General features: G+C 67.1%; 2 protein-coding genes. Both read right to left on the bottom strand.

Features of this window, described 5'->3' with window-relative positions; all coding sequences use genetic code 11:
- The coding region (locus tag V6M63_RS22900) for an NAD(P)-binding domain-containing protein (protein WP_332745671.1) at window positions 1–554 on the bottom strand (554 nt) is incomplete at its 3' end.
- Window positions 551–1,555: non-hydrolyzing UDP-N-acetylglucosamine 2-epimerase (gene wecB / locus V6M63_RS22895; RefSeq protein ID WP_332745669.1), on the bottom strand; the 1,005-nt coding region annotated here is incomplete at its 5' end. The genes V6M63_RS22900 and wecB, both read right to left, overlap by 4 nt.

Here is a 1,555-nt window from a genome sequence, read left to right as displayed (position 1 = left end):
GTCAGGCCGCCGATGATCCGGTCGTTCTCCACCAACTCCCGCACCACATGGCCGGGCAGCACGCGCTCGGGACAGTAGGCCACGTTGACGTCGATCTCCGTAGCGCCGGGCACCGGAAAGCGCAGGTCGGGGCGTGCCTGGGCCAGCCACTCCACCATCTGCTCGGTCGTGCCGACTGGCGAAGTGGACTCGAGCACCACGAGATTGCCGGCGCGCAGCACCGGCGCAATCGATTCCGCAGCGGCCTTCACGTAGCTCACATCGGGTTCGTGGTTTTCCTTGAACGGCGTGGGCACTGCGATCAGGAAAGCATCGGAGGGTTCAGGCCTGGTGGTGGCGCGCAGGAAGCCCTGGGTGACTGCGCTGTGGACGATCATGTCCAGCTCCGGCTCCACGATGTGGATGCGCCCCTGGTTGATGGTGTCCACGGCGTGCTGGTTGATGTCAACCCCGATCACCTGCATGCGGCGCGCGGCGAACATCGCGGCGGTCGGCAGGCCGATGTAGCCTAGCCCGATCATCGAGACGGTTTGAAAAGTTTCGGTCGTTTTCATGGCTTGCTTGCGGTCGATGAGAGTCGAGGCAGGTGTGACTGCAGGGCTGCGGCGATCCGCTCGCAGGCGCGACCGTCGCCGTAGGGGTTGTGCGCGAAGCTCATGCGCTCGTACTCGTGCCGGTCGTCGAGAAGCCGGGCGACGCCATCGACGATTGCCGCCACATCAGTGCCCACCAGCCTCACGGTGCCGGCATCGACTGCCTCGGGCCGCTCGGTGGTGTCGCGCATCACCAGCACCGGCTTGCCCAGTGAGGGGGCCTCTTCCTGGATGCCGCCGGAGTCGGTGAGGATGAGGGTCGAGCGCGTCATCAGGTAGACAAAGGGCAGGTAGTCCAGCGGCTCCGTCAGGTGCACGTTCGTGATGTCGGCCAGCAGGCGCTGTACGGGCTCCCGCACGTTGGGGTTGAGGTGCACGGGGTAGAGCAGGTCGGCGTCGGGGTAGCGCCGCGCCAGGTGGGCTATGGCCTCGCAGATGCGCTCGAAGCCGTCGCCGAAGTTCTCGCGCCGGTGGCCGGTGATCAGCAACAGGCGGGCGCCTTCGCGCAGGAAGGGAAATCGAGCGGCCAGCGTGGCAGCCAGCTCGGGTGTGTGCGCCAACTTGTCGCGCACCGCCAGCAGCGCGTCGATGACGGTGTTGCCGGTCACGACGATCTGTGCCTCGGCCACGCCTTCGCGGCGCAGGTTGTCGCGCGAGGTGTCGGTGGGCGCGAAGTGCAGGCGTGCCAGTGCGCCGGTGAGCTTGCGGTTGGCCTCCTCGGGCCATGGCGAATACAGGTTGCCGGTGCGCAGCCCGGCCTCCACATGGCCGACGGCGATGCGCTGGTAGTAGGCCGCGAGCGTGGTGGCGAAGGTGGTGGTGGTGTCGCCGTGCACCAGCACCATGTCGGGCCGTTCGGCCTCCAGCACGCCGCGCATCGCCTGCAGGATGTCGCCGGTGATCGAGTACAGATCCTGTCCCGGCCGCATCACGTTGAGGTCGTGGTCGGGTTTGATCTCGAA

The organism is Hydrogenophaga sp. (assembly GCF_036675665.1).
Taxonomy (GTDB): domain Bacteria; phylum Pseudomonadota; class Gammaproteobacteria; order Burkholderiales; family Burkholderiaceae_C; genus Hydrogenophaga.
The sequence above is the reverse complement of the archived record's forward strand: the minus strand, read 5'-3'. Positions and strand labels throughout refer to the sequence as shown.